Origin of the sequence: Devosia sp., from assembly GCF_028290625.1 — a bacterium.
Taxonomy (GTDB): domain Bacteria; phylum Pseudomonadota; class Alphaproteobacteria; order Rhizobiales; family Devosiaceae; genus Devosia.
The window spans coordinates 130,095-151,362 of sequence record NZ_JAQGJM010000034.1; the positions used below are offsets into that span (position 1 = coordinate 130,095).

Annotated in this window: 19 protein-coding genes and 1 pseudogene; 8 read left to right on the forward strand and 12 right to left on the reverse strand. The window is 62.6% G+C overall.

Features of this window, described 5'->3' with window-relative positions:
- Positions 1–23: 23 nt before the first annotated feature.
- The 5 genes from JWR51_RS18740 to JWR51_RS18760 all read right to left on the reverse strand — a co-directional run bounded on the left by JWR51_RS18740 (position 24) and on the right by JWR51_RS18760 (position 5,646).
- On the reverse strand, positions 24–1,025 hold the full coding sequence (locus JWR51_RS18740) for an ABC transporter permease (RefSeq protein ID WP_299751036.1): 1,002 nt from the start codon (positions 1,023–1,025) through the stop codon (positions 24–26).
- 154 nt (positions 1,026–1,179) lie between these two features.
- Complete coding sequence (locus JWR51_RS18745) at positions 1,180–2,151, reverse strand: ABC transporter permease (protein ID WP_299751039.1); 972 nt, start codon at positions 2,149–2,151, stop codon at positions 1,180–1,182.
- Positions 2,148–3,653, reverse strand: a complete 1,506-nt coding sequence (locus JWR51_RS18750) for a sugar ABC transporter ATP-binding protein (RefSeq protein WP_299751041.1) — start codon at positions 3,651–3,653, stop codon at positions 2,148–2,150. The genes JWR51_RS18745 and JWR51_RS18750 overlap by 4 nt, the downstream gene beginning before the upstream one ends.
- 162 nt (positions 3,654–3,815) lie before the next feature.
- Entirely contained in the window at positions 3,816–4,802 is a 987-nt protein-coding gene (rhaS, locus tag JWR51_RS18755; protein WP_299751043.1) for a rhamnose ABC transporter substrate-binding protein, read from the reverse strand.
- A 40-nt stretch (positions 4,803–4,842) separates the two neighbouring features.
- Positions 4,843–5,646, reverse strand: coding sequence for a DeoR/GlpR family DNA-binding transcription regulator (locus JWR51_RS18760; protein WP_299751046.1), 804 nt, complete (start codon positions 5,644–5,646; stop codon positions 4,843–4,845).
- A 180-nt stretch (positions 5,647–5,826) separates the two neighbouring features.
- On the opposite strand from JWR51_RS18760, the gene JWR51_RS18765 reads away from it, so the two are divergent.
- Together JWR51_RS18765 and rhaI are read left to right on the forward strand one after the other, a co-directional pair.
- Positions 5,827–7,926 carry a bifunctional rhamnulose-1-phosphate aldolase/short-chain dehydrogenase gene (locus tag JWR51_RS18765; RefSeq protein ID WP_299751049.1) on the forward strand — a complete coding sequence of 700 codons (2,100 nt, stop codon included), beginning with the start codon at positions 5,827–5,829 and terminating at the stop codon, positions 7,924–7,926.
- A 163-nt stretch (positions 7,927–8,089) separates the two neighbouring features.
- On the forward strand, positions 8,090–9,379 hold the full coding sequence (gene rhaI, locus JWR51_RS18770; protein ID WP_299751052.1) for an L-rhamnose catabolism isomerase: 1,290 nt from the start codon (positions 8,090–8,092) through the stop codon (positions 9,377–9,379).
- Between the two features lie 222 nt (positions 9,380–9,601).
- Here rhaI and JWR51_RS18775 read toward each other — a convergent pair.
- A pseudogene (locus tag JWR51_RS18775) lies at positions 9,602–11,095 on the reverse strand (CoA-acylating methylmalonate-semialdehyde dehydrogenase); the annotation flags it as partial.
- Between the two features lie 95 nt (positions 11,096–11,190).
- On the opposite strand from JWR51_RS18775, the gene JWR51_RS18780 reads away from it, so the two are divergent.
- Positions 11,191–12,069, forward strand: a complete 879-nt coding sequence (locus tag JWR51_RS18780; protein WP_299751055.1) for a LysR family transcriptional regulator — start codon at positions 11,191–11,193, stop codon at positions 12,067–12,069.
- Here JWR51_RS18780 and JWR51_RS18785 read toward each other — a convergent pair whose 3' ends face one another.
- Positions 12,070–12,969, reverse strand: a complete 900-nt coding sequence (locus JWR51_RS18785) for a LysR substrate-binding domain-containing protein (protein WP_299751058.1) — start codon at positions 12,967–12,969, stop codon at positions 12,070–12,072.
- 127 nt (positions 12,970–13,096) lie between these two features.
- On the opposite strand from JWR51_RS18785, the gene JWR51_RS18790 reads away from it, so the two are divergent.
- Both JWR51_RS18790 and ybaK read left to right on the forward strand, forming a co-directional pair.
- Positions 13,097–13,279: a hypothetical protein gene (locus tag JWR51_RS18790; RefSeq protein WP_299751061.1), complete on the forward strand. Its 183-nt coding sequence runs from the start codon at positions 13,097–13,099 to the stop codon at positions 13,277–13,279.
- Between the two features lie 44 nt (positions 13,280–13,323).
- Positions 13,324–13,797, forward strand: a complete 474-nt coding sequence (ybaK, locus tag JWR51_RS18795; RefSeq protein WP_299751064.1) for a Cys-tRNA(Pro) deacylase — start codon at positions 13,324–13,326, stop codon at positions 13,795–13,797.
- A 79-nt stretch (positions 13,798–13,876) separates the two neighbouring features.
- Here the strand turns inward: ybaK and JWR51_RS18800 are convergent, their stop codons facing one another.
- Entirely contained in the window at positions 13,877–14,023 is a 147-nt protein-coding gene (locus JWR51_RS18800) for a DUF1127 domain-containing protein (RefSeq protein WP_299751067.1), read from the reverse strand.
- Positions 14,024–14,227: 204 nt separating this feature from the next.
- A complete protein-coding gene (locus JWR51_RS18805) occupies positions 14,228–14,368 on the reverse strand; it encodes a DUF1127 domain-containing protein (RefSeq protein WP_299751070.1) in 141 nt (46 codons plus the stop codon).
- 195 nt (positions 14,369–14,563) lie between these two features.
- Here JWR51_RS18805 and JWR51_RS18810 point away from each other — a divergent pair, with 195 nt between their 5' ends.
- Genes JWR51_RS18810 through JWR51_RS18820 form a run of 3 tightly spaced genes read left to right on the forward strand, consistent with a single transcriptional unit; the run spans position 14,564 to position 17,434 of the window.
- Positions 14,564–16,825 carry a heavy metal translocating P-type ATPase gene (locus JWR51_RS18810; protein WP_299751073.1) on the forward strand — a complete coding sequence of 754 codons (2,262 nt, stop codon included), beginning with the start codon at positions 14,564–14,566 and terminating at the stop codon, positions 16,823–16,825.
- The gene (gene cueR / locus JWR51_RS18815; protein WP_299751076.1) at positions 16,822–17,232 is read left to right on the forward strand and encodes a Cu(I)-responsive transcriptional regulator; all 411 of its coding nucleotides are present in this window, start codon (positions 16,822–16,824) and stop codon (positions 17,230–17,232) included. Before JWR51_RS18810 ends, cueR begins: the two co-directional genes overlap by 4 nt.
- A gap of 1 nt (position 17,233) precedes the next feature.
- The gene (locus JWR51_RS18820) at positions 17,234–17,434 is read left to right on the forward strand and encodes a heavy-metal-associated domain-containing protein (RefSeq protein ID WP_299751079.1); all 201 of its coding nucleotides are present in this window, start codon (positions 17,234–17,236) and stop codon (positions 17,432–17,434) included.
- Between the two features lie 212 nt (positions 17,435–17,646).
- On the opposite strand, the gene JWR51_RS18825 is transcribed toward JWR51_RS18820, so the two are convergent.
- From JWR51_RS18825 to JWR51_RS18835, 3 genes are read right to left on the reverse strand one after another with little or no spacing between them, the layout of a single operon-like run.
- Positions 17,647–18,597: a substrate-binding domain-containing protein gene (locus JWR51_RS18825; RefSeq protein ID WP_299751082.1), complete on the reverse strand. Its 951-nt coding sequence runs from the start codon at positions 18,595–18,597 to the stop codon at positions 17,647–17,649.
- Between the two features lie 50 nt (positions 18,598–18,647).
- Complete coding sequence (locus JWR51_RS18830; RefSeq protein WP_299751084.1) at positions 18,648–19,652, reverse strand: ABC transporter permease; 1,005 nt, start codon at positions 19,650–19,652, stop codon at positions 18,648–18,650.
- Entirely contained in the window at positions 19,633–21,174 is a 1,542-nt protein-coding gene (locus JWR51_RS18835; protein WP_299751087.1) for a sugar ABC transporter ATP-binding protein, read from the reverse strand. Before JWR51_RS18835 ends, JWR51_RS18830 begins: the two co-directional genes overlap by 20 nt.
- Positions 21,175–21,268 lie beyond the last annotated feature (94 nt).

Below are 21,268 nucleotides of genomic sequence, written 5' to 3' on the forward strand. Positions count from 1 at the left end.
GGTGCTTTCCTCGCTGGCAAGCTCTAAGCCGGGCGACGGTTGCGCCACTGCCGGAACAGGATCGGCAGGGCGATGACGACGATCAGCAGCGAGCCGGTGAAGATGGTCATGACAATGCCGGGCACGTTGAGCAGGCCAAGGCCGAAGGTGACGAGGCCGACGATCAGCGCGGCCAGCACGACGCCGAGAATGGACCCTGCCCCGCCCAGGATCGACACGCCGCCGAGGACGACCATGGTGATGGCTTCGAGTTCGAAGCCTTCGGCAATCGAGGGGCGCGTGGAGCCCAGCCGCGCGGTCAGCAGCACGGCGGCGATGCCGCTCATGACGCCGGTCAGGCAGAACAGGATGAACTTGGTGCGCGCGACGCGGACGCCGGAGAATTGCGCGGCGATGTCATTATTGCCGATGGCGTAGACGCGGCGGCCGAAATTGGTGCGGTGCAGCAGCACGTAATAGAGCACCGCCATGACAAGGAAGAGCACCAGCTCGAACGAGATGACCCAATAGACATAGCCCTGCCCGAACCAGGCGAAGCTGGCGGGGTAACCCTTGTAGCTCTGGTCGCCCAGGATGATGAAGGAAATGCCGCGGAACAGGCTCATGGTGCCGATGGTGACGACGATGGAGGGCAGTTTCAGCCCGGTCACGAGGAAACCGTTGAAAGCGCCGCAGACGATGCCGGTGCCGACGCCGATGGCGACCAGCATGGGGGTATCGGCACCGAATTGCAGCGCGAAGCCCATGAGGGTGGAGGCCAGCGCGATGATGGCGGCCACCGAGAGGTCGATTTCGCCGGCGATGATGAGCAGCGCCATGGCGAGGGCGATCAGCGCCTTTTCGGTGAAGTTGAAGGTCAGGTCGCTGAGGGAATAGGCGTTGAGGAAATAGGGCGACGCGAACGAGTTGATGATGAAGATCACCACCGCGACGATGATGAGCAGGCTCTCCCAGCTCAGGATGGTGGAGCGGAGGGGATTGTCGAGGCGATTGGGGAGATGGCGGGGTGCGGGTGTATCGGTCATTGCCATATCTCGAAATAAGTCCCAACCACTGTGTCATTCCCGCGCAGGCGGGAACCTCTGTTATCCTTGCCTGCACCTGAAACGGAGGTCCCCGCCTTCGCGGGGATGACCCGGTGATAAGACTCGCAAACGGCGCTCGGAAAACTCATCGTCATCACACCCCCGCCCGCAAAATCACCCGGCCATGCCGGCGTTCGCCACGCGCATTCAGCACCACGGCCAGCAAAATCGCCGCGCCGGAGATGGCCATTTGCCAGAAGGGCGAAATGTTGATGACCGGCAGCGCATTGTTGATGACGCCGAGGAAGATGGCGCCGAGCAATGCCCCGGCGACGGTGCCGATGCCGCCGGCGATGGAGACCCCGCCGATGACGCAGGCCGCGATGATGGTGAGCTCATAGCCGCTGGCGACCTCGGTGGAGGCGATGACGTAGCGGGAAATCCAGAGGTAACCGGCAAGGCCCGAGACGGCGCCGGCAATGGTGAAGGCGAGGAACTTGGTGCGGCCGACATCGATGCCGGTATAGACCGACGCGGTCGGATTGACGCCGATGGCGTAGAGCGAGCGGCCCAAGGGTGTGCGGGTCATCAGCAGCCAGAACAGCATTGCCACGACGATGGCGAACCAGCTCAGCACCGGCAGGCCGAGGAACACGCCACGCTGCAGGGCGACGAAATCGGGGCTCATCTGGTCGGCATTGACCCAGGCGCCGCCGGAAATGACGAAGATCAGGCCGCGATAGATGGTGAGGGTGCCCAGCGTTACGACGATGGGCGGAATGTTCAGCTTCCAGACCAGGATGCCGTTGAACGCGCCGAGGGCGCCGCCAACGACGACGCAGCCGCCGATGAGCAGCGGAATTGGCACGCCGGGGAAAGCGGCATTGACCATGGCGACGATCATGCCGGTCAGCGCCAGATTGGCAGCCATGCTGAGGTCGATGGAGCGGGTCAGGATCACGGTCATCTGGCCGAGCGCCAGCATCATCAGGATCGAGGTGTCGTTGAAAATGGTCAGCAGGTTCCCGGGCGCCGCGAAGCGTGGGAAACGCGCGGTGACCAGCACCAAAACCAGCAAGATGGCCATGGCAAGAAAGATTTCGCGATGTTTCAGCAGGCGGTTCATGCGGCTTCTTCCTCGGCGATACCGGCCGCAAGACGCACAAGCGTTTCGGGCTTGAGGCCCTTGTTGTCCAAGGTGGCGATGATGCGCCCCTCGCGCATGACGACAATGCGGTCGGCCATGCCGAGCACTTCGGGCAGTTCAGACGTCACCATGATCACCGACAGCCCCTGCTCCACCAGTTCACCCATGAAGCCATGCACGGCGGCCTTGGAGCCGATATCGATGCCCTTGGTGGGCTCATCAAGGATGATGACCTTGGGATGAGTGGCCAGCCACTTGGCGATCACCACCTTCTGCTGATTGCCGCCCGACAGGGTCGAGACGTTCTGGCTGAGCGAGGAGGCGCGCAGGTCGAGCCGCTCGGTGTAGGTGCGGGCGAGATCGAATTCCTGGGCGGCGCGGAGGAAGCCGTTGCTCGATGTCTTTTTTAGCGAGGGCAGCGAGACGTTCTGGAAGATCGGCTGGCCGGTGATGACGCCCTGCTTGCCGCGTTCCTCGGGCACATAGACGATGCCGGCCTCTACCGCGTCGGCGGCCGATTTCGGCGCGATAGTCTGTCCATCGAGGCTCATGGTTCCGGATGACGGTTGCGTCATGCCGAACACCGCCTGCATGACTTCGCTGCGGCCGGCACCGACGAGGCCGTAGAAGCCGAGGATTTCGCCCTTGCGGACGGCGAAGGAGATGTCGTCGAATTCGGTGGGGTGGCTGAGGCCCTTGGCTTCGAACACGGTGTCGCCGATCACCGCATTGCGGGCGGGGAAGATGTGATCGACGGAGCGGCCGACCATCATCTGGACGATCTGGTTTTGGGTGGTGTCCTTGATCAGCCCCGTCCCCACCATTTCGCCATCGCGGAAGACGGTGAAGCGGTCGGCGATGCGGTAGATTTCGTCGAACTTGTGGGAGATGAACAGGATCGCCTTGCCGTCCTGCTTGAGCAGTTCGATGAGGACGTAGAGCTCTTCGATTTCCTTCTGGCTCAGCGCCGCGGTCGGCTCATCCATGATGACGATCTGGGCGTCGATGCTGAGCGCCCGCGCCACAGCGACGAGGTGCTTCTTGGCGATGCCGAGTTCCTTGAGCTTGATGTCCGCATCGATGCCGGCGGCCATGGAATCGAGGGTTTCCTTGGCCTCGGCGCGCATCTTGCGCCAATCGATCATCCCGAAACGATTGCGCGGCGCATGGCCGAGATAGATGTTTTCGGCCACCGTCAGCTCGTCGAACAGCACGGTTTCCTGATGGATCGCGGTAACGCCGGCCTCGAAGGCGGCGTGGGCGGTGGGCAGGGTGACGGGCTTGCCGGCGATGGTGATTTCGCCCGCGTCAGGTTGGTAGATGCCGGTCATGACCTTGACCAGGGTGGATTTTCCCGCGCCGTTTTCGCCGATCAGGGCGGTCACCTGGCCGGCGAAGAGTTCCAGCGAGACGTTGTGCAAAGCACGCACGCCAGGGAAGGTTTTGGTGATGCCGGAGAGGGTGAGGACGGGTGGGGTCATATGCATTTCCTTCGCGTGCACGAAACCAGCCACGCGCTCGATCTGGTCCCCTCTCCCTTTGGGGGAGAGGGTTAGGGTGAGGGGGCCTTCCTACACTTGGAAAGGCCCCCTCACCCGACGTTTCACGTCGACCTCTCCCCCAAAGGGAGAGGTGAAGAAAGATCAATAGATCTTCGAGAATTCTTCGATGTTGGACTTGTCGAAGGTGAAGGGAGGAGCCATCGCTGCGGAGTTGGTGTCGTCCAGCGTGATCGAGCCCATGCGGCCGATCGCCAGGGTTGCGCCTGGCTTGGCCTCGCCGCCCTTGACCAGGTCATTGGCAATCATCACGGCCGAATAGCCCAGATCGATCGGGTTCCACAGCGCAACGGCCTGGCTCGCGCCATTGTCGATGAACTGCTTGAACTCGGAGGGGAGCGCGAGGCCGGTCACATTGACCTTGCCGATCAGGCCCATGTCGGTGACAACCTGGGCTGCCGCCACGACGCCGACGGTGGTCGGGGCAATGATGGCCTTGAGGTTCGGGTAGGAGGCGATCAGGCCCTTGGCTTCGTCGGTCGACTTGACCGAGTCGTCATCGCCATAAACGGTGGCGACGAGGTTGATATTGGGGAAGTCCTTGGGGAGTGCAGCCTTGGCGGCTTCGATCCAAGCATTCTGGTTGGTCGCGGTCGAGGAGGCCGACAGGATGGCAACGTCGCCGCCATCCGGCAGGTAGTCGGCAGCCAGCTTGATGATGGTGGAACCGATCAGGCTGGTTTCGGATGGGTTGAGGTGAACCTGGCGGCCTTCGGGAGCAACGCCCGAGTCGAACGAAATCACCTTGATGCCGCGTTCCATGGCCTTCTTGAGGGCCGGAACCAGCGCGTCGGGATCGTTGGCCGAGATGGCGATGGCGTCGACCTGCTGGGCGATCAGCGAGTTGATGACTTCGATCTGGGCTTCGGCAGTGGCAGCGGTCGGGCCGGTATAGATGACTTCGACATCGCCGAGTTCGGCGGCAGCTTCCTGGGCGCCCTTGTTGGCCGCGTCGAAGAAGCCGTTACCGAGCGACTTGACGACCAGCGCGATGCGGGTCTGGGCGAAGGCGGGGCTGGCGAACAGCGCGGCGAGCGCGGTGGTGATGGCCAGAGTCTTGAGCAGTTTCATAGGTGGATCCCTCCCTGGGATAGTTTTGGTTTTAGTTGGCTCAGGCGATGGCTTGGCGATCGCTCTGGGCGCTGGTCTCCGCCACGATGAGCCGCACGCCTGCCGTTTCCAGCATTTGGCGGTCTTCGTCGCGTATGCCGCCGTCGGTGATGACGGTGGCTATTCGGTCGAGCCCACACAGGATGAGGCTCGAATGAGAAGTGAATTTGGATGAGTCAGCGAGCACGATCAGCTCGTCCGCCTGCCCGATCAGCCCGAGTTCGGACTGCACGACCATGGGGTCGGCCTCCATCAACCCGTGCTGGCCGATGCCCTGGCAGCCGATGAACATTTTGCGCGCGTAGAAGTGGCTGGCGACGACGCCGCCGAAGGGCGACAGGATGACGTTCTGCTCGCGATAGACGGTGCCGCCAGGGATGACGACGGAATTGCGCGAATTGTGGATCAAGTGCTCGGCGATGGCGAAGCTGTTGGTGAAGACGCTCAACCGGCGCGACGCCAGGTGATGCACCATCTGATAGGTGGTGGTGCCGCCATTGATGATGATCGGCTCGCCGTCCTTGCAGAGGGCAGCGGCTTCACGGGCGATGGCGCGCTTGGCGGTCATGTTGATGGTTTCGTTGACCGAGAATGGCCGGCCCATCAGCCCGCCCTGCTCCGGCGGATTGACCGCTTCGGCCCCGCCACGCACCCGGCGCAACTGGCCCTGCACGTGCAGAGCCGCGATGTCACGACGGATCGTCGCCTCGGACGTTCCGGTCATGTCGACCAGATCGGTCACGGTGGCGACCGGCCGCGATTGGACGGCAGCCAGAATGACCCTGTGGCGCTCGGTTTCGTGCAAAGGCGTTCTCCCTGGCCATTTGCTCCCATCAATTCCAATCAGTGTCAATCATGATTTTGGCGTTCCTGATTGTTATACTAACGTCATGACTGAACCTGATCGTTTGTGATTGACAGTCCGCGACGATCTGTGGCCATGTCCCGCCAACAATTTCGCTGCCAATCTCTTGGAGGAGCCCCCATGTCCACCACCGCGCCCAAGCGCCTCGCCAACCTCTGGGACGACGCCAAAGCCGCCGCCATGAGCGAGCCCGAACGCCTCGTCTATCGCTCCAACCTGCTCGGCAGCGACAAGCGCGTCACCAATTACGGTGGCGGCAATACCTCGTCCAAGATCATGCAGAAGGACCCGCTGACCGGCGAGACCGTCGAAGTGCTGTGGGTCAAAGGCTCGGGCGGCGATAGCGCCTCGATCAAGCTCGATGGCTTTTCGACGCTCTACATGGACAAGCTGCGGGCGCTGAAGGGCCTCTATCGCGGCCTCGATCATGAAGACGAAATGGTGGGCTACCTGCCCCATGCCACGTTCAACCTGAACCCGCGCGCCGCCTCGATCGACACGCCCCTGCATGCCTATGTGAACCACCCTTATGTGGACCACATGCACCCCGACGCGATCATCGCCATCGCCGCTTCGGTCAATTCGCGCGAGCTGACCCAGCAGATTTTCGGCGACAGCATTGGCTGGTTGCCGTGGAAGAAGCCGGGCTTCGAACTGGGCCTTTGGCTGGGCAAGTATTGCGAAGAGAACCCGAATTCCAAGGGCCTGATCCTCGAGAGCCATGGCCTCTTCACCTGGGGCGACACGCCCAAGGAATGCTACGAAACCACGATCGCCATCATCAATCAGGCGATCGAATGGTTTGAGCAGCAGACCGAGGGCAAGACGATTTTTGGCGGCGAAGCCGTCAAGTCGCTAGATGCCGATGCGCGCCGCGCCATCGCGGCTAAACTGATGCCGAAAATTCGCGGCCTGATCTCGGAAGACAGCCACAAGCTGGGGCATTTCGATGACTCGGCGGCGGTGTTGGAATTCGTCAACTCCAACAACCTGCGCCCGCTGGCGGCGCTGGGCACCTCCTGTCCCGACCACTTCCTGCGCACCAAAATCCGTCCACTGGTGATCGAGTTCAACCCGGCCACTCCCGATGTAGACGCGGTGATCGCTAAGCTGGCTGATGACGTCGCAGCCTACCGCGTGGACTACCAGGCCTATTACGACCGCTGCAAGCACGACAATTCGCCCGCAGTACGCGATCCGAATGCCGTGGTGTACCTGATGCCGGGCGTCGGCATGTTCACCTTTGCCAAGGACAAGGCCACCGCCCGCATTTCCGGCGAGTTCTATGTCAACGCCATCAATGTGATGCGCGGCGCCTCGACCGTCTCAACCTATCAGGGCCTGCCCGAGCAGGAAGCCTTCGATATCGAATATTGGCTGCTTGAAGAAGCAAAGCTCTCCCGCATGCCCAAGCCGAAATCGCTGGCCGGGCAGATCGCTCTCGTTACCGGTGGCGCCGGCGGCATCGGCAAAGCCACGGCTGCCCGCCTCCTCCGCGAAGGCGCCTGCGTCGTCCTCGCCGATATCGACGAGACGGCGCTGGCCGCCGCGAATGACGAACTCAGCGCCGCTTTCGGCAAGGATTTCGTCCGGCCGGTCAATATCAACGTGACCAAGGAAGACGCGGTTATCTCCGGCTTCGCCCATGCGGTGGTTGAGTTCGGCGGGCTGGATATTCTGGTGTCCAATGCCGGCCTCGCCTCGTCGGCCCCGATCGAGGAGACGACGCTGGAGCTGTGGAACAAGAACATGGACATCCTGTCCACGGGCTATTTCCTGGTCAGCCGCGAAGCCTTCCGCCTGTTCCGCAAGCAGAAGATCGGCGGCAATGTGGTGTTCGTGGCGTCCAAGAACGGCCTTGCCGCTTCGCCGAACGCTGCTGCCTACTGCACCGCCAAGGCCGCCGAAATCCACCTCGCCCGTTGCCTAGCGCTGGAAGGCGCGGAAGCGCAGATCCGCGTCAATACGGTGAACCCGGATGCGGTGCTGCGTGGCTCCAAGATTTGGGCAGGTGAATGGCTTGAGCAGCGAGCATCGACCTACAAGACCGACAAGGAGGGCTTGGAGGACATGTATCGCCAGCGCTCGCTGCTGAAGCGCTCGGTGTTCCCGGAAGATATCGCCGAGGCGATTTACTTCCTGGCGTCGGACATGTCGGCGAAGTCGACGGGCAATATCATCAATGTGGACGCGGGCAACGCGCAGAGTTTCACGCGGTAAGTAGAAAGCAAGGCCCCCTCACCCGCCGCTATGCGGCGACCTCTCCCCGGAAGGGAGAGGTGGGGATCGGCGCTCCTCTTCACCTCTCCCTTTGGGGGAGAGGTCGACCCTCTTGGGTCGGGTGAGGGGGCCTTTCTCGGGGGGTTTCAAGGGAGGAAACACCATGACCGATACCATTATCGACCAAACCATCGTCGAAGCCAACAACGCCGAGCGCTTGGCCGACCTCAATGTCGATTACGACACGCTGGGCGAACGCCTCGACCGCCGCGGTGTTGCCATCGACGAGATCAAGGCCAAGATCGCCGCTTTTTCGGTGGCCGTGCCCTCATGGGGCGTCGGCACCGGCGGGACGCGCTTTGCGCGGTTCCCCGGCATTGGCGAGCCACGCGATATTTTCGACAAGATCGAAGATTGCGCCGTCATCGCCCAGCTGACCCGCGCCACGAAAACCGTTTCGCTGCATATTCCGTGGGATAAGGCCGATCCCAATCGCCTCAAGCAGGCCGCCAGCCGTTTCGGCCTAGGCTTCGATGCGATGAATTCCAACACTTTTGCCGACGCCAAGGGGCAGTTGCAGAGCTACAAGTTCGGCTCGCTGGCCGCCTACCAGAAGGAGACGCGTAGTCAGGCCATCGAGCATAACCTCGAATGCATCGAGATCGGCCAGACCATCGGCTCCAAGGCGTTGACGGTGTGGATCGGGGACGGCTCCAACTTCCCCGGTCAGGTCAATTTCACCAAGCAGTTCGAGTTCTATCTCGAGGCGATGAAGTCGATCTATGCCGAACTGCCGGATGACTGGCGCCTCTACACCGAACACAAGATGTACGAGCCCGCGTTCTATTCAACGGTGGTGCAGGATTGGGGCACCAATTACCTGATCGCCAAGGAACTGGGCGACAAGGCGTTCTGCCTGGTCGATCTGGGACACCATGCGCCCAACGTAAACATCGAAATGATCGTCGCTCGCCTTGCCCAGTTCGGCAAGCTCGGCGGGTTCCATTTCAATGACAGCAAGTACGGCGACGACGATCTGGATGCGGGCTCGATCGATCCGTATCGCCTGTTCCTGGTGTTCAACGAGCTAGTGGATGCCGAGAACCGCTATGAGGATTTCAATCCGGCGCACATGCTAGACCAGTCGCACAATGTGACCGACCCCATCGAGTCGCTGATGCTGAGCGCCACCGAAGTGCAGCGCGCTTATGCACAATCGCTGATCGTGGATCGCAAGGCTCTGGAAGGCTATCAGCAGGACAACGACGCGCTGGCAGCGACGCAGACGCTGAAGCAGGCGTTCCAGACTGATGTCGAGCCGATCTTGGCGATGGCACGGCTGGGAGCCGGCGGGGCGATCGATCCGGTCGCGGCATATCGGGCGGCGGGCTATCGGGCGAAGGTCGGGGCTATTCGGCCAGCGATTGAGGCGGGGTCGAGCGGGATCGTTTGACCCGTTTGCAATACGAATAGGCAAAGGCCTGGTGAGCGATCACCGGGCCTTTGCGTTTGTGCCACGTCCTCGTGGTTCGAGGCTCGCAAGCGCTCGCACCTCACCATGAGGACTACTGGGGGCCTTACATGAGAGCTCGATACGGAAGCTCGGTTTCAAAGTAGCCCTCATGGTGAGGTGCGAGTTCTTTACGAGCCTCGAACCACGAGGGCGTGCCCCCGACTTCATCACCGGGAACTGGAACTCCTCGCCATCCTTGATGCCGCTGGGCCACCGCGCCGTGACGGTTTTGATCTGCGTCCAGAACCGGATCGAGTCGGTACCGTACTGGTTCAAATCCCCGAACGAGCTGGCCTTCCAGCCGCCAAAGCTGTGATAGGCCACCGGCACCGGCACGGGCACGTTGATCCCCACCATGCCGACATTGACCCGCGTGGCAAAGTCACGCGCCGCGTCACCATCCCGCGTGAAAATTGCCGTGCCATTGCCATAGGGGTTGTCCATGGTCAGCTTGAGCGCTTCCTCATAGGTTTTGGCCCGCACGACCGACAGCACCGGGCCGAAGATTTCTTCCTTGTAGATATCCATGTCGGCGGTGACGTTGTCGAACAGCGTCGCGCCGACGAAATAGCCGCCTTCGTAGCCCTGCAGCGATAGGCCGCGCCCGTCGACGGCCAGGGTTGCGCCCTGCTCCACGCCCTTGTCGATGAGGCCGAGGACGCGTTCCTTGGCGGCAGCGGTGATCAGGGGACCCATTTCGGTGGCCCTATCGGTCGCTGGGCCCACCTTGAGCTTTTCGATGCGCGGACGCAGGGCGGCGATGATCTTGTCGGCGGTGGCATCGCCTACAGGGACCGCAACCGAGACCGCCATGCAGCGCTCGCCGGCGGCGCCGTAGCCGGCACCCATCAGGGCGTCGGCGGCTTTTTCCATGTCGGCATCGGGCATGATGATCATGTGGTTCTTGGCGCCGCCAAAGGCCTGCACGCGCTTGCCGTGGGCGGCCGCGGTTGCGTAGACGTAGCGGGCGATCGGGGTCGAGCCGACGAAGGATACGGCGGCGATGCCGTCATGGGCGAGGATACCGTCCACGGTGGGCTTGCCGCCCTGCACGACGTTGAGGATGCCCTTGGGCAGGCCGGCTTCGAGCATGAGTTCGGCCAGCTTGACCGGCACGGACGGATCGCGCTCGGACGGCTTCAGGATGAACGCGTTGCCGGCCATGATGGCAGGCGACAGCATCCAGAGCGGGATCATCGCGGGGAAATTGAACGGCGTGATGCCGGCGCCAACGCCGACTGGCTGGCGCATGGAATACATGTCGATCCCGGGCCCGGCCCCTTCGGTGAATTCGCCCTTGAGCAGATGCGGGCCGCCGGTGACGAATTCGGCCACTTCCAGCCCGCGCATCACGTCGCCCTTGGCGTCGTCGAAAGTCTTGCCGTGTTCGCGGCTGAGCAATTCGGCCAGGGCGTCCATGTCGCGATTGATCAGCGCCACGAAGTTGAAGAAGACGCGGGCGCGGCGCTGGGGATTGGTCGCGGCCCAGCCGGGTTGCGCGGCGAGAGCCGAGGCGACGGCTGCGTCGAGATCGGCTTGGGTGGCGAGGGCCAAGCGCGCCTGAACTTCGCCGGTCGCGGGGTTGAACACGTCCTGGTATTCGGCGCTGTTGCCGGTGGTTTCGATGCCGTCGATGAAATGGCCGATGGTGCGCATGATGCTCTCCTCTTGTTGGGGAGCAGTCATGCCGCTATAAATTCTGCGGAGCAACACGATAGATTTTCCATCGGTTGTGCAGAAAGTGTAGCACGATGAATTGGGACGATGTGCGGATTTTCCTGGCCGTGGCGCGGCGGGGGCAGATTCTGGGAGCCGCCAAGGCCTTGGCGCTCAACCACGCCACGGTCGCCCGACGGCTGACCGCGCTGGAGGAAGCGCTGGGCGCGCGGCTGTTCGTGCGCAAGACCAATGGCAGCGACCTGTCGTCGGAGGGGGAAAAGTTCCTCGTCCATGCCGAGCGTATCGAAAGCGAAATGCTAGCGGCGCGCGAGGCGGCCGGCGCCGATAGCGGCATTGCGGGGACGGTCCGCGTCGGCGCGCCGGACGGGTTCGGGGTCGCCTTCCTCGCGCCGCGCATTGGGGAACTGGTGGAGCGGCATCAGGGGTTGCGGATCGAGCTGGTGCCGGTGCCGCGCACATTCTCGCTGTCGCGGCGGGAGGCGGATATCGCGGTGACGCTGGAGCGGCCGAGCGAGGGGCGGCTGGTGGCGCTCAAGCTGACCGATTATCGGCTGGGGCTGTATGCTTCGGCGGATTACCTGGCGCGGCATGGGGCGCCGGAAACGGTGACGGACCTGGGGCAGCATCGGTTGGTGGGGTATGTGGAAGACCTGCTGTTCACTGCATCGCTCGATTATACGGCCGAGTTCCTCAAGGACTGGCGCTCAAGCATTGCCGTGTCGTCCGCCATGGGGCAGACGGAGGCGGTTCGGGCGGGCGCGGGCATTGGTATCCTGCACGGGTTCATGGCGCGGGGTGATAGCGCGCTGGTGCCGGTGCTACCCGCGCATACGCTCAAGCGAAGCTATTGGACGGTGGTGCACGAAGACCTGCGGATGATCCGCCGGGTTGCGGTCGTGGCCGAATTCCTGAGCGAAGTGGTGGCGCGGGAGCGGGCGATTTTCGCTTGATCAGCCCTCGCCGCGAAGCGGCGCAGTGGCCTCCACGATCCAATCGCGAAACGCGCGGATCTTGGGGGAGTTGCGACGCGTCTCGGGGTAGACGAGATAATAGCCATGGCCATCGGAGGCCAGCAGGTCGAAGGGTTGGATCAGGCGCCCGGATGCAAGCTCATCGCCGTAAAATCCGGCCGACAGCATCGCGATACCGCGCCCCGCAACCGCTGCCGCCGCCTCCAGGTTCTGCGATCCCAAGAGGCTGATCGGCCGTTGCGGCACCGTGCGATCCTTGACGCCGGCCTGTTCGAACCACAGTTCGAACCAGTCGTCCTCGCTGTTGACGAAGGGCAGTTTCAGCAGGTCCGCGGGCTCGCGAATGCCGCCGATGGTCGCGGCTAGGCCGGGGCTGAGCATCGGGGTAAAATCCGCCTTGATCAGCAGATGGCCGACCAGACCGGGCAGGATCTTGCGGGTGCCACGAATGACCACGTCGATCTCATCGGCAGTAAAATCGGTCAGCCGCACATCGCTCTCGATACGAACCGCAATGTCAGGATGATCGACCTGGAACAGGCCGACATTCTGCGCCAGCCAGTGGCTGGCAAAGATGGGCACCGAAGAAATGGCGAGCGTGCCATCGGCACGACCGCGCGTATCGGCGAAGGCCTCGCGCATTGTATCGAAGGCCCTGGTGACTTCGGGGGCCAGCTTTGCCCCCAACTCGCTGAGTGCGATCTGGCGCGGTTTGCGCAAGAACAGCGGAGCGCCCACCCGCTCCTCGAGCAGCTTGATCTGGTAGCTGACGGCGGCCTGGGTCATGCCCAGTTCGGCCGCGGCCTGGGTGAAACTGAGGTGACGCGCCGTCGCCTCGAAGGCGCGGATGGCGGTCAAGGGCGGCAGCGACTGGCTCATGATGCATAACCTCTCCTTATGCATGGTAGCCGAGCTTCGATTGGATAACCAGCCTGCAAAGGCCTAAATCTGGTGCATCGGAATGGATAGGAGGCGGCCCGGCATAAGGGCCGTTAGAGCTATGACCTTGATCGCAACATCTCATGCCCAGCCGTGCAAGCCCGCCCTGTTCGCTCGCGTTAGAGCTTGGCTGGGTGCGCGCCCAACCCGCCGCCAGCGCCAGACCACAGTCGACCTGCGGTTTGCTTCGGACAAATTGCAGCGTGACATCGGCGTCGACCGGCTGACGTTTACCGAGCGCCGCTGGTAGTGCGCGCCGCTTGATCGGGTGGCCCAATCGGCTAGAAATGGGGCATGTCCAAGACAACGCCCGCCACCATCGCTATCGCCAAGACTGGCCTGCCCTTCGCGCTGGCCAATTATGATTACGACCCGGACGCCGACCGCGTCGGATTGCAGGCGGCCGAGGCGATGGGGGTGGAACCCGGTATCGTTTTCAAGACACTGATGGCGGAAGTCGACGGCAAGCCGGTCTGCGTCGTGGTGCCGTCGGACGAAGAAGTGAACATGAAGAAGCTCGCTGCCGCCGTTGGCGGCAAGCATGCGGCGATGATGAAGCCCGTCGATGCCGAGCGGCTGACCGGTTACAAAGTGGGCGGCATCAGCCCGTTCGGGCAGAAGCGCAAGGTGCCTACGGTGATCGAAGAGACCGTGGTGCTGCTCGATGAGATATTCATGAATGGCGGGCAGCGCGGCTTGCAGGTGCGCATGAAGCCCGATGACGCCATCGCGGCGCTGGAAGCGAAGCCGGCGGATGTGATCCGGTAGGTCCTGTATCAAGACCCCATAAAAGACAAAAGGCGCCCGCATGGACGCCTTCATCTACAGCACTGAAATTCGGCGATGATTACTGAGCAAGCTTGCCAGTAGCGATCGCCTTGAAGTCGGCGCGGGTGATACCCAGGTCGGTAAGCTGGCGGGTGTCGAGATTGCTGAGCTCACGCATCGTGCGCTGATACTGGGCGAATTGTGCAAGGCGTTGGCGGATGGTCATTTTCATTTCCCCTTCGGTTGATGGCCTTTATGTATGGCCGCGGGGTCGTGATTAGAAGATGGACTCTATGCACATCTATTATGCATTTGGTGCACACGAATGAGGCAGGCCGTTCACACTGGATTCAGGATTTGGAGTCCCGGAAAAGACAAAAGGCGCCCGAATGGACGCCTTCATCTTCAGCTCTGGTAGTAAGTTTAAGGCTTAGCGAGCAGCGCGCGCAACGGCCTTGATATCGAAGCGGCTGATGCCGAGATCGTTGAGCTGGCGGTTGTCGAGAGCGCTGAGCTCACGAACGGTCTGCTGATACTGAGCGAACTGAGCAAGTTTCTGGCGGATGTTCATTTCAAATTCCCCTTCTGTTTGGTGACTTATATCTAGGGCTGTTATTGCCGACCGAGTAGATAGAGTTATGTCACCCCAGCTATGCACTATTCGAAGGTTAACGCACCCTTAATCCGGTTAATCCACCCATCCTCGCTCCAGCCCTTGACCTTCCCATGATGGGAACCCTTATATGCTGTGGGACGAGGTGAAATCATGACTGATACTGAGCTACAAACCCGACCCGTTTCCATTGATATCGAGGGCATGACCTGCGCCTCCTGCGTTTCGCGGGTGGAGAAGGCGCTGCTCAAGGTGCCCTCCGTGACATCCGCATCGGTCAATCTGGCGACCGAGCGGGCTACCGTCCGGCTCGCCGATACCAGCAATGTGGACGCGCTGCTCAAGGCGATCGAGAAGGCTGGTTATACCGGCAAGCAGACCGACCATAGCCAGCATGGGCACGGCGGCCACCAGCACCATGACGAAGATGCGGGCGTGCTCAAGCGCGATGTCGCCATCGCCGCCGCGCTGACATTGCCGCTGTTCGTGCTGGAAATGGGCAGCCACTTCTTCATGGACTTCCACATGGCGCTGCTGAGCCTGGTGCCGCAGCAGGCGCTCTATATCGCCTATTTCGTGGTGGCCAGCATTGTGCTGTTCGTGCCCGGCTGGCGCTTTTTCAAAATCGGCATTCCAGCGCTGCTGCGCGGGGCGCCGGAGATGAACTCGCTGGTCGCGCTGGGCGCCGGCGCGGCTTACCTGTTCTCGGTGGTGGTGACCTTCGCGCCGCAATGGCTGCCGGCGCAGACACAATATGTCTATTACGAATCGGCGGCGGTGATCGTCACGCTGATCCTGGTGGGGCGGTTGCTGGAGGCACTCGCCAAGGGGCGCACGGGCGAAGCCATCCAGCGGCTGGTGCGCGAGCAGGCCAAGACGGCGCGGGTGCAGCGGGATGGCCAGGTGGTTGAACTGCCGATCGAGCAGGTAGTGGCCGGCGATATCATCGTGGTGCGGCCGGGCGAAAAGATCGCCACCGATGGCGAGATTGTCGACGGGCAGAGCAATGTCGATGAATCGATGATATCGGGGGAGCCCCTGCCCGTCTCCAAGGGCGTCGGCGCGCTGGTGGTCGGCGGCACGCTCAATACATCAGGCAGCTTTAATTTCCGGGCCACCAAGGTGGGCGGCGATACCATGCTGGCGCAGATCATCCGCATGGTCGAGGAAGCCCAGGGCGGCAAGCTGCCGATCCAGGCCACGGTCGACCAGATCACGGCATGGTTCGTGCCGGCGGTGATCGCTCTGGCGGTTGTGACGTTTGGCGTGTGGGCCATATGGGGGCCGGAGCCGGCCTATGTGTTCGGGATGGTCAACGCGGTCGCGGTGCTGATCATCGCCTGCCCGTGTGCCATGGGGTTGGCGACGCCGACCTCGATCATGGTCGGGACGGGTCGCGCCGCCGAGCTGGGCGTGCTGTTCCGCAAGAGCGAGGCGCTGCAGCAATTGCGCGACGTTACAGTGGTGGCGTTCGACAAGACCGGCACGCTGACCAAGGGCAAGCCGGAACTGACCGACTTCATTCTCGATGATGATTTCGATCATGACGAAGTGCTGGCGCTGATGGCCGCGGTGGAAGCGCGCTCCGAGCATCCGATCGGCGCGGCCATCGTGGCGGCGGCGGAGAAGGCCGGGCTGGCGCTGGGCGAGGTGACCGAGTTCGATTCCCTGCCTGGGCAGGGTGTGCGAGCCCGCGTCGATGGCAGGCTAGTGGCCATCGGGGCGCAGCGGCAGTTCGCGCATCTCGATTTTGCCGATTTCGATGCGGCGACGCAGAAGCTGGCCGATGAGGGCAAGACGCCGGTGTTCGCGGTGATCGACGACAAGCTGGCGGCCGCAATTGTAGTGGCCGATACCATCAAGCCGACCAGCAAGGCGGTGATCGCGGCGCTGCATGCCAAGGGCATCAAGACGGCGATGATCTCGGGCGACAATCGCCGCACCGCCGAAGCCATCGCGCGACTATTGGGCATCGATGAAGTGCGGGCGGAGGTGTTGCCGGCGGGCAAGATCGAGGCGCTGGCCTCACTGCGCGAGGGTGGCCGCAAGGTTGCCTATGTGGGCGACGGCATCAACGATGCGCCTGCCCTGGCCTCTGCCGATATCGGCATCGCGGTGGGTACCGGCACCGATGCCGCCATCGAGAGCGCCGACGTGGTGCTGCTCGGCGGCGACCTCAAGGGCGTTCTCGACGCAATCGAAGTCAGCCGGTCCACCATGAAGAACATCTGGGAAAACCTGTTCTGGGCCTTTGGCTACAATGTGGTGCTGATCCCGGTGGCGGCGGGCGTGCTGTTCCCGGCTTTCGGTATCCTGCTGTCGCCGATGATCGGGGCGGGAGCGATGGCGCTATCGAGCGTCTTCGTGGTCGGCAATGCGCAACGCCTGCGCGGCGTGAAAGGAGCAAAACTATGAATATCGGGCAAGCCTCCAACGCCACGGGCGTGTCGGCCAAGATGATCCGCTACTACGAATCCATCGGCCTGATCCGGGCGCCGTTGCGGACCGAGAGCAATTACCGGGTCTATAGCAGCGACGAGGTGCACACGTTGCGCTTCGTCAAGCGCGCAAGAACGCTGGGCTTTTCGGTGGAGGAGACGGCGACGTTGCTGGGGCTGTGGCAGGACAAGGAGCGCGCCAGCGCCGAGGTCAAATCCATCGCCACCGGCCATATCGCGGCGCTGGAAACCAAGATTGCCGAGCTGCAGAGCATGGTGAAAACGCTGAAACACCTGGCCAATTGCTGCGGCGGTGACGATCGGCCGAATTGCCCGATCCTGGACGATCTGGCGGGCGAAACAATCAAGACGAAAGGACATTGAGATGAGCGAGAAGACGGTTTTTGCGGTCAACGACATGACCTGCAGCCATTGCGTCGGGACGGTGAAGCGGGCGCTGGAAGAGGCGTTTCCGGGGGCGACGGTTTCGGTGGACCTGGCGACGCACCGGGCGGAATTCGTCGGCGATGCGGCCAAGGGCGCGGAGGCCATTCGCGAGGCGGGATATACGCCGGAGACGGTGTAGGGCCCCCTCATCCGCCCTTCGGGCACCTTCTCTCACGAGGGGAGAAGGGGATGGAACCGAAAGCTCTCAGTCGTCACCCTTCTCCCCTCGTGGGAGAAGGTGGCGCGCAGCGCCGGATGAGGGGGCTACTATGTTGGCACCCTCCGCACACCCGTGCCCACAAAAAGAAAGGGCGCCCCAAGGCGCCCTTTCCGTACTCTGATCCTGCCCGATCAGAATGGGCTGGCGGGGTCGAGGAACCCAGCCGCATTGTCCTTGGTGATCAAGGTCGAGTCGAGCACGTAACGGCCAGAGACCTGGACGCCGCTGACGAGGTGAGCGGTAGTCAGCTCGATGGCAGTGGCGATCATCGCCGGGCTGTAGCTGACGTCGACCGGGGTCAAAGCGCTACCGTCGGCGACGGCCTGGATGATCTGCTGCATGCCGGCGCCACCAACGATGAACATGTCCTTATCGCGGCCAGCCTGCTTGATGGCTTCGATGGCGCCCAGGGAGATATCGTCGTCCTGGGTCCACACGCCCTTGATATCGGGGAAGCGGGTCAGGAAGTCCTGCATCACCTTGAAGCCGTCATCGCGGTTCCAGTTGGCGAATTCGTCATCCAGCACCTTGAGATTGGTGCCTTCGATGCCGGCCATGAAGCCGTCGAAACGCTGCTGGTCGATCGGGATCGGCAGGCCGCGCAGGATGACGATATTGCCGCCCTCAGGAAGTGCTTCCTTGAAGTAGGCAGCGGCATTGGCGCCGAGGCCCGGATTGTCACCGGCAACGTAGAGGTTTTCGACGCCGTTGATCGACAGCTGGCGATCGACGACGGTGACGAACTTGCCGGCGTCCTTGACCTGCTTGATGGCCGAGGTCATCGCGTCCGGATCGCCGGGCAGGATGACGAGCGCATCGATACCGCGGGTGGCGACCATGTCTTCGATGTCGGCGATCTGCTTGGGCGCATCAGGGGCCGAAGCGAAAACGAACTCGACGTTCGGATAGGTCACCTTGAGGCGATCGATAGCCTGCTGGGCGAAGTAGTTGACGCCACCAGTCCAGCCGTGATCGGCCGCCGGCACGGAGACGCCGATCGTCACCTTGTCCTGCGCCACGGCGATGCCGCCGAGGCTGCCGACGACAACCGCCGCCGCCAATAGAGTTTTTGCCAGTTTCATTGCAGTCCTCCCGTAAGTGCCCATTGTTGGGCGATGTAAACTTTGTTCGCTTAGCTGGTGCGGCGTTCGCGCTGCAGCAGCACGGCGAGAATGATGATGACGCCCTGGAACGCCCCATTGAGGTAGGGGCTGATCAGGCTTTGCAGGTTGAGGATATTGCCGATGAGGCCGAGGATGACGACGCCAACCACCGTGCCCCAGATGCGGCCATAGCCGCCCTTGAGTGTGGTGCCGCCGATGATCACGCCGGCAATGGCCTCGAGTTCCCAGAGCACGCCGGTGGTGCTGGAGGCCGAGCCGAGGCGCGGCACATAAAGCAGCACGGCGACGCCGACCAGCACGCCCTGCAGGATGTAGGTCAGCAGCCGGACGTTATCGACATTGATCGACGAATAGCGGGCGACCTGCTCATTGGAGCCGATGGCGGCGCAATAACGGCCGAAGGCGGTGCGGCGCATCAGGATCTCACCGGCAATCGCCACCAGGGCAAAGACGAGGATCGGCCATGGCACACCCAGGATGCCGTCGTAATAGACCGGGCGGTAGACGTCGGCGACGTTGAAATTGAGCGACAGTGTGCCGCCATTGGCGAGGAAGGTCACCAGCGAGCGGAAAATGCCCATGGTGCCCAGGGTGACGATGAAGGCTTCGATGCGTCCGCGGGTGATCATCAGGCCGTTGAAGACGCCCGCGACGCCGCCGAGCAGGATGCCGGAGGCCATGCCGGCCAGCACCACGCTCCAGCCGATGCCGAAGGAGGGGATCAGCCAGTTCATCACCATGATCATGACGCCGGCAATGACGGCCGCCATTGAGCCGACGGACAGGTCGAGCCCACCGGCGGTGATGACGAAAGTGGCGCCGATGGCGATGATGCCGATGAAGGACGAGCGCGCCAGCACGTTAGTGAGGTTGCTGTAGCTCAGGAAATTCTCGTTGAGCGTGATGCCGAGCAGCACCAGCAAGGCAAGCGCCAGCAAGGGGCCGGCGGTCTTGAGATCGATGCGGAAGCCGCGTGCGGGCTTGGCCGCTGTATCAGGCGCTGATGCGCTCATCGTTTCCACTCTGCTTGATGCCCGCGGCGTACCGCATGATTTCGGACTCGGTGATCTCGGCGCCTTCAAGAACGCCGGCGAGGCGTCCGTTGCGCATGACCACCACGCGATGACTGAGGCCGATCACCTCCTGCAGCTCCGAGGAGATCAGGATGATGGATTTGCCCTCGGCGGCCAGCGCCGCGATGATGTGATAAATCTGCTGCTTGGTGCCAACATCGATGCCGCGCGTCGGCTCATCCATGATGATGATGTCGGGCTCGCTCTCCATGGTCTTGCCCAGCATCAGCTTCTGCTGGTTACCACCCGACAGGCGGCCGACGGCGACGGAGGCATCACGGGCGCGGATATCGAAGCGGCGGACGGCGCGTTCCAGCGCGCGCGTCTCACTGGCGCTATCGAGGAAGCCGGCGCGGAGGTGCTTTTTGACCGTCAGCAGGGTCAGATTGGGGCGCAGGCCCATATTGAGCAGCAGGCCCTTGCCCTTGCGGTCCTTGGTCATATAGGCGAGGCCGGCATCGACCGACTGGGAGACACGGGTGAAATCGACCGGTTTGCCGTCCAGCGTGATCTGGCCGCTGCTGCGATGAGTCAGGCCGACGATGGCCTCTGCTACCGCCGTGCGGCCAGAGCCGATCAGGCCGGCAAAGCCGAGGATTTCACCGCGGCGCAGGTCGAAGGAAACGTCCGCAACGCCCAGCGCGCTGAGATTGCGCACGCTCAGGACGGCCGGTGCATCGACGTCGGGCTCGTGCTTGGGCGGATAGAGATTGGAGAGCTCGCGCCCGACCATCATCTGGGCGATGGAGTCAGGCGTCAGCGCTTCGGTGCCCACGGTGGCGATCAGTTGGCCGTCGCGCAACACGGTGACGCGCTGGGCCAGTTCCATGATTTCGTCGAGCTTGTGGGAGATGAAGATGACCGCGACGCCGCGCGCGGTGAGGCGGCGGATCTGCTCGAATAGGGTTTGCGTTTCGCCGACGGACAGCACGGCGGTCGGCTCGTCCATGATCAGCACGCGGGCATCGCGGCTGATGGCCTTGGCGATTTCCACCATCTGCTTGTCGGCAACCGACAGCGTATTGATGCGCGCATCGGGATCGACATGGACATGCAGCGTTTCCATCACGGCGGCGGCGCGCTTGCGCATCTCGCGGACGTCGAGGAAACCGAATTTCTTGAGTTCACGACCGAGAAAAATCGAGTCCGCCACCGTCAGGTGCTCGGCCAGGTTCATTTCCTGGTGGATGAGGACGATACCCATGGCTTCGGCGGCGCCGTTTGGCGGCAGCACCACGGTCTGGCCATCAAAGCTGATGGAGCCGGACGTGGGTTGTTCGAGGCCGGATAGGATCTTGATCAGCGTCGACTTGCCGGCGCCATTTTCACCAATGACGGCATGGACTTCGCCGGGGCGAATATCAAAATCGATGCTGAACAGCACCGGGATTTCGCCGAAGGATTTGCTGACGCGGCTGGCGGCCAAAATGATGGGCGCGGTTTCGCCGACACTGCTCGCCATTGACCTGAACCCCTCCCCTGACGCGGCTGGCTTGACGCCCGCTCATTCGTCCCGTGATCATCGATGTAAAGGTTTTCAAGAATCATGTAAAGGT